The sequence below is a fragment of the Metapseudomonas otitidis genome, from assembly GCF_900111835.1.
Classification (GTDB): Bacteria; Pseudomonadota; Gammaproteobacteria; order Pseudomonadales; family Pseudomonadaceae; genus Metapseudomonas; species Metapseudomonas otitidis.
On the sequence record NZ_FOJP01000016.1, the window covers coordinates 143,334 to 150,282 of the forward strand.

General features: G+C 69.9%; 4 protein-coding genes. 3 read left to right on the plus strand and 1 reads right to left on the minus strand.

Annotation, left to right across the window (positions count from 1 at the left end):
* Positions 1-3: 3 nt before the first annotated feature.
* Positions 4-513 (minus strand): hypothetical protein, encoded by a 510-nt coding sequence (locus BM198_RS21280; RefSeq protein WP_074972182.1) that lies wholly within the window; start codon positions 511-513, stop codon positions 4-6.
* Positions 514-664: 151 nt separating this feature from the next.
* Here BM198_RS21280 and BM198_RS21285 point away from each other — a divergent pair, with 151 nt between their 5' ends.
* The 3 genes from BM198_RS21285 to BM198_RS21295 all read left to right on the plus strand — a co-directional run bounded on the left by BM198_RS21285 (position 665) and on the right by BM198_RS21295 (position 6,948).
* A complete protein-coding gene (locus tag BM198_RS21285) occupies positions 665-2,074 on the plus strand; it encodes an aspartate aminotransferase family protein (RefSeq protein WP_074972184.1) in 1,410 nt (469 codons plus the stop codon).
* 18 nt (positions 2,075-2,092) lie between these two features.
* Positions 2,093-3,070, plus strand: coding sequence for a TauD/TfdA family dioxygenase (locus BM198_RS21290; protein WP_074972187.1), 978 nt, complete (start codon positions 2,093-2,095; stop codon positions 3,068-3,070).
* A 473-nt stretch (positions 3,071-3,543) separates the two neighbouring features.
* Positions 3,544-6,948 (plus strand): non-ribosomal peptide synthetase, encoded by a 3,405-nt coding sequence (locus BM198_RS21295; RefSeq protein ID WP_074972189.1) that lies wholly within the window; start codon positions 3,544-3,546, stop codon positions 6,946-6,948.
* The last annotated feature ends 1 nt before the right edge of the window (position 6,949 follow it).

Here is a 6,949-nt window from a genome sequence, read left to right on the forward strand (position 1 = left end):
GCATCAGAACTCCGTTACCCATTGCTCGCTGGCTTCGCTCAAGGGTGGTGGCGGCTGGTTCAGGCGTACCGCCTCCTCATCGCCGCAGTTGAAGAAGACCAGGTAGTCACCGCCTTCCAGGGTGATTCTGAAACCCTCCAGCAGGCACGCCTCATGCTGCTGGTAAACGACGTGCAACCCCTCGACTCCGATCACCTGCCGGCCGATGAGATGCCTGGCGTCCAGCGTGGCGAGCAGGTCCTCGGCCCTCCAGTCGCAACGGGCGTCGTCGCTGATGTCGAACCCCTCGAGCACCTGGAGTGCGCGGCTCGCCGCCATGACACTCTCGCCGTCGGAGGCCAGTGACAGCGTCACTGCCTTGCCGCCTTCGCAGGTGAACTCCACCTCGCCGACGGCTTCCGGCTCGGGAGCACCGTTGAACAGGTAGCGGGCATTGCGGACCCGGACCAGCTTCCGCCCCAGCAGTGTGCGAACCGTTTCCAGGCTGGCGCGTGCCTGCTCCAGGGTTTGCATCGTGTCGTCCCACCTCGTTTCGAGGCGCGCAGTGTAGCGGTTCGTCCGCCGCTAAATCCCCATCACCCTGCAACGTCTTCTGTGCACACGGCCGGTATGCGCCACACGCACCGGCCCGGAGCCAGATGCCACTTTCATCGAGGGTCGAAGGATGCACGTCGCCACCAGCCTCACCACCAGCCAACCGCACGCCGTTGCCGAAGACGAGACGCTCTACCAGTTCGAAACCTCACCGCTGCTGGCCCGCCAGGCACGGCAGGAATCCAATGCCCGCAGCTACCCCCGGCGCATCCCCCTGGCGCTCAAGCGCGCGCGTGGGCTGTATGTCGAGGACGTCGAGGGCCGCACCTTCATCGACTGCCTTGCCGGTGCCGGCACCCTGGCCCTCGGGCACAACCACCCGGTGGTGATCGAGGCCATCCGCCAGGTGCTGGCCGACGAGCTGCCGCTGCACACCCTCGACCTCACCACCCCGGTGAAGGACCAGTTCGTCCAGGACCTCTTCGGCCTGCTGCCCGAGGGCCTGGCCCGCGAGGCGAAGATCCAGTTCTGCGGCCCCACCGGCACCGACGCGGTGGAGGCGGCGCTGAAGCTGGTGCGCACCGCCACTGGGCGCAGCACCATCCTCTCGTTCCAGGGCGGCTACCACGGTATGAGCCAGGGCGCCCTGGGGCTGATGGGCAACCTGGGGCCGAAGAAGGCCCTGGGCGCCGTGCTCGGCAATGGCGTGCAGTTCGCCCCCTATCCCTATGACTACCGCTGCCCCTTCGGCCTGGGTGGCGAGGCCGGCGTGCGCGCCAACCTGCATTACCTGGAAAACCTGCTCAGCGACCCCGAGGCCGGCGTGCTGCTGCCGGCGGCGGTGATCGTCGAAGCGGTACAGGGGGAGGGCGGCGTGGTGCCGGCGGACATCGAGTGGCTGCGCGGCCTGCGCCGCATCACCGAGAAGGCCGGCGTGGCACTGATCGTCGACGAGATCCAGAGCGGCTTCGGCCGCACCGGCAGGATGTTCGCCTTCGAGCACGCCGGCATCATTCCCGACGTGGTGGTGCTGTCCAAGGCTATCGGCGGCAGCCTGCCGCTGGCGGTGATGGTCTACCGCGAATGGCTCGACGCCTGGGGCCCGGGTGCCCACGCCGGCACCTTCCGTGGCAATCAGATGGCCATGGCCGCCGGCTCGGCGGTGATGCGCTATCTCAAGGACCACGACATCCCCACCCACGCCGCCGCCATGGGTGAGCGCCTGGCCGGTCACCTGCGCGAACTGCAGCGCGACTACCCGCAGCTGGGCGACATCCGTGGGCGCGGGCTGATGCTCGGCGTCGAGCTGGTGGACCCCTCCGGCACGCCGGACGCCCTCGGCCACCCGCCCACCTACAGCGCCCTGGCCTCGCGCCTGCAGGCCCAGTGCCTGAAGCGCGGGCTGATCCTCGAACTGGGTGGCCGCCACGGCAGCGTGGTGCGCTTCCTGCCGCCGCTGATCATCACCGCCGACCAGGTGGACGAAGTCGCCCGGCGCTTCGCCCGGGCCCTGGCCGCAGCGTTGCAGGAAGCGGCCTGAGGCCGCCGGGAGATCGTCATGAGCACCTTGCTGGAACTCCTCGCCCGGCCCCTGCTGCCGGGCGCGGGCAACCTGCCGCTGCTGGTCCAGGCCCCGGAGCCGGGGCTGGACCTGAACGAGGCGCTGGAGCCGATCCGCGAACTGGTGGACCGCCACCTGCTCAGCGTCGGCGGCATCCTCTTCCGTGGGTTCGACGTGGGCGGCGCGGAAGCCTTCCGCCGCTTCGCCGCCGGCTTCGGCCACCCGCTGCTGAACTACGAGTTCGGCTCCACCCCGCGCACCAACGTCACCCAGGGCGTGTACACCTCCACCGAGTACCCGCCGCACCAGAAAATCCCGCTGCACAACGAACAGGCCTACACCCGCGAATGGCCGATGAAGATCTGGTTCTACAGCATGGTCGCCGCCGAGACCGGTGGCGAAACGCCCATCGCCGACAGCCGCGAGGTGTTCCGCCGCATCGATCCACGCATCCACGAACGCTTCACCCGCCATGGGCTGATGTACGTGCGCAACTTCGGCAACGGCCTCGACGTGCCCTGGGAGCAGGTGTTCAACAGCGACGACCCGGCGGTGGTGGAAGCCTACTGCCAGCGCCACCGCATCGCCTGCGAATGGAAGGAGGACGGCGAACTGCGCACCCGCCAGGTGTGCCAGGCCGTCGCCCGCCATCCACGCACCGGGGAGGACGTCTGGTTCAACCAGGCGCACCTGTTCCACGTCTCCAACCTCCCCCCGGAGGTGCGCGAGAGCCTGCTGGAGATCGTCGAGGAGGAGGACCTGCCGCGTAACGTCTACTACGGCGACGGCTCGCCCATCGAGGACGCCATCCTCGACGAAGTGCGCGGTGTGCTCGACGACTGCACCATCGCCTTCCCCTGGCAGGAAGGCGACGTGATGATGCTCGACAACATGCTCGCCGCCCACGCCCGCAGCCGCTTCACCGGCGCACGCAAGGTCATCGTCGCCATGGCCGAGGGTCATGGAGCCGATTGATCGGCTCACCCAAGAGAAGGGTGAGAGCAATCTGGTGCGCATTCCGGGGTATTTCCGGGATGGAAGGGTTGTGCAGGGACAAGGGCCCCTTCAGAAGGCTGAGCGTAATCGTTGCAGAGGGGGTTGAGCGGCATGGATGCCGCGAGAGACGCGTCAGGCCATGGATGGCCTGTCGCGGCGTACCCCCGGCGCAATGATGTAGCGAGGGCAGTTTGGCGAAGCCAAACCCGCATGTAGGGGCCAGACCTTTTGGTTTCTTTTGGGGCGATTGCCAAAAGAAACTCGCCCGGCAAGGCGAAACAGAATGCTCAGGCAGTGCTCGCTAATCGGCTTGGCCTAGTGCTTGTCGAGGGCTGCAATGCCGATAGCCGGGTTTCATAAGTGGGTTTCTTCACCGGCTAAATGCAAAGCCAAATCGTTCGTTCATCTGGTATCGCGGAGCCCAGGGCTCCCTCCACCCGATCGGACGACCCATGACCACCCTCGATCAATCCCGCCTCCTGGCCCGTCGGTTCATCGACCTGCCCCCCGAAAAGCGCCACCTGTTCCTCGAAGCCCTCAAGGGCGAGCAGATGGACTTCGCCAGCTTCCCCATCCCCGATTGCAGCGGCAGCCCCAGCCGCGACCTGCTGTCCTACGCCCAACAGCGCATGTGGTTCCTCTGGCAGCTGGAGCCCACCAGCGCCGCCTACAACCTGCCCGGCGCCGTGCGCCTGCTGGGCCCGCTGGAGCGCAACGCGCTGGACCGCGCCTTCGCCGACCTGGTGGCACGCCACGAGTGCCTGCGCACCACCTTCCACGAGGCCGACGGCCAGGCCTTCCAGCGGGTCGGCGACGGTGCCGACGCCCAGGTGCGCCACCTGGACCTGTCCGCCCTGGCGCCCGACGAGCGCCTGCAATGCACCCGCGAAGCGGTCGCCCGGGAGGCCGGCCAGCCCTTCGACCTGGAGCAGGGCCCGCTGCTGCGGGTGGTGCTGCTGCGCCTCGCCGCCGACGAGCACGTGCTGCTGCTGACCATGCACCACATCATTGCCGACGGCTGGTCGATGAACATCCTCATCGAGGAGTTCATGCGCTGCCTGGACGCCCGCAGCGCCGGTGCCGAACCGCAGCTCCCGGCGCTGCCCGTGCAGTACCGCGACTACGCCCTGTGGCAACGCAGCTGGCTGGAAGCCGGCGAGCGCGAGCGCCAGCTCGACTACTGGCGCGGCCAGCTGGGCGAGGAGCACCTGCCCCTGGAGCTGCCCAGCGACCGTCCGCGCCCGGCGCAGCCCAGCCATGCCGGTGCGCGCATCGAGTTCGCCCTAGAGCCGACGCTGCACACCGGCCTCAAGGCCCTGGCCCAGCGCCAGGGCGTGACCCTGTTCGTGGTGCTGCTGGCGGCCTTCAAGACCCTGCTGTACCGCTACAGCGGCCAGGGCGACATCCGGGTCGGCGGGCTGATCGCCAACCGCAACCGGGGTGAGGTCGAGGGCCTGATCGGCTTCTTCGTCAACACCCAGGTGCTGCGCAGCCAGCTGGATGGGCGCCTGCCGTTCGCACAACTGCTGCAGGACCTGCGCCTCACCGCACTGGGTGCCCAGGCGCACCAGGAGCTGCCCTTCGACGCGCTGGCGGAGACCCTGCAGTCCAACCGCAGCCAGAGCCAGAACCCGCTGTTCCAGGTCATGTACAACCACCAGCCGCTGGTCACCGACATCCAGGGCATGCGCCTGGGCTGTGGCCTGCAACTGGCGCACCTGGACGCCGAGCAGAGCGTCGCCGGCGCCCGCCACCATGCCGCCGCCAGCGACCTGATGCTGGAGACCCGGGAGGAGGGCGAGCGCCTGCTGGCCGCCTTCACCTACGCCACCGACCTGTTCGACTGCACCACCGTCGAGCGCATGGCCGGTCACTGGCGCAACCTGCTGCACAGCGTGGTCGCCGACCCCAGTCGCCGTCTGGGCGAACTGCAGTTGCTGGCCGGCGAAGAAGCCCGCCAATTGCAGGCCTGGGCCCTGCGCGGCGCCGCTCCCCAGGCACCGGAGCCGGCCCACCTGCGCTTCCAGGCCCAGGCCGCACGCACCCCCGAGGCCATCGCCCTGGTGCTGGCCGGCGAAGGCGCCGGCGCCCAGCTGACCTACGCCGAGCTGGAGCGCCGCAGCAACCGCCTGGCCCACCGCCTGGTGCAACTGGGCGTAGGCCCAGAGGTGCTGGTGGGCGTCGCCCTGGAGCGCTCCCTGGACATGGGCGTGGCCTTGCTGGCGGTGCTCAAGGCCGGCGGCGCCTACGTGCCCCTCGACCCCCAGGCGCCCGGCGAGCGCATCGCCCAGGTGTTCGACGACAGCGGCCTGCGCCTGCTGCTGACCCAGGCCGCACTGCACGACACGCTGCCCCTCGGCGACGGCATCCACAGCCTGTGCCTGGACCAGGCCGGCAACGGGCTCGAAGACCAGCCGGAGCACGCGCCGAACGTGGCGGTGGCGCCCGGCAACCTGGCCTACGTGATCTACACCTCCGGCTCCACCGGCCGGCCCAAGGGCGTGGCCATCAGCCACGGCGCCCTGGCCGAGTTCTGCGTGCTGGCCGCCGACTACTCGCGCCTGCAGCCAAGCGACCGCGTGCTGCAGTTCGCCACCTGCAGCTTCGACGGCTTCGTCGAGCAGTTCTACCCGCCGCTGTGCGTCGGCGCCCGCGTGGTGCTGCGCGACGGCCGCCTGTGGGGCAGCGCGGCCTTCCAGCAGGCCCTGGTGGAGCACGGCATCACCCTGGCCGACCTGCCCGCCGCCTACTGGCACATGCTGGTGCAGGACTACGCCCGGGGTGCCCCGCAGGCCTTCGGCGCGCTGCGCCAGATCCACGTCGGCGGCGAAGCCATGGCGGTGGACGGCCTCGACCTCTGGCGCCGTGCCGGGTTGGCCGGGGTACGCCTGCTCAACACCTACGGCCCCACCGAGGCCACGGTGGTTTCCAGCGTCCATGACTGCAGCGAGCTGGCCTCGGCCGATGTCTCCTGGCGTGGCATCCCCATCGGCCAGGGCCTGGCCGGGCGCCGCCTGTTCATCCTCGACGGCGAGCTGCAGCCGGTGCCGGCGGGCGCCATCGGCGAGCTGTACATCGGCGGCCCGGGCCTGGCGCGGGGCTACCACGGCCAGCCGGGGCTCACCGCCCAGCGCTTCCTGCCCGACCCGCAGGTGCCCGGCGAGCGCCTCTACCGCACCGGCGACCGCGCGCGTTTCAACGCCAGCGGCGCCATCGAGTACATCGGCCGCGTCGACCACCAGGTGAAGGTGCGCGGCTTCCGCATCGAGCTGGGCGAGATCGAGATGCGCCTGCAGCAATGCCCCGGCGTGCGCGAGGCCGCCGTGCTGGCCCTGGACATGGCCGGCGGGCGGCAGCTGGTCGGCTACCTCGCCACCGAGCCCGACGGCAGCGGCCCCGACGCGCAGCGCCAGCGCATCCGCGAGGCCCTGCGCGCGACCCTGCCGGACTACATGGTGCCCACGCACCTGGTGCTGCTGGAGCGCCTGCCGCTGACCCCCAGCGGCAAGCTCGACCGCAAGGCCCTGCCCGAGCCCGACCCGAGCCAGCTGCAGGCCGCCTACCGCGCGCCGGCCAGCGAGCTGGAACAGCGCCTGGCCGGCATCTGGATGGAGGTGCTGCAGGTACCCCGCGTCGGCCTCGACGACAGCTTCTTCGACCTGGGCGGGCACTCGCTGCTGGCGGCCCAGGTCATCGCCCGGATCAAGTCCGAGCTGGGCGTCGCGCTGCCCATGCGCAGCCTGTTCGAACGCCCGCACCTGGCGGCCCTGGCCGAAGAGCTGGAGGCCCTGGGCGGCACCGCCGACGAGGACTGGGCCGACATGGAAGCGTTCATGAATTCACTGGAGGAGGTTTGAG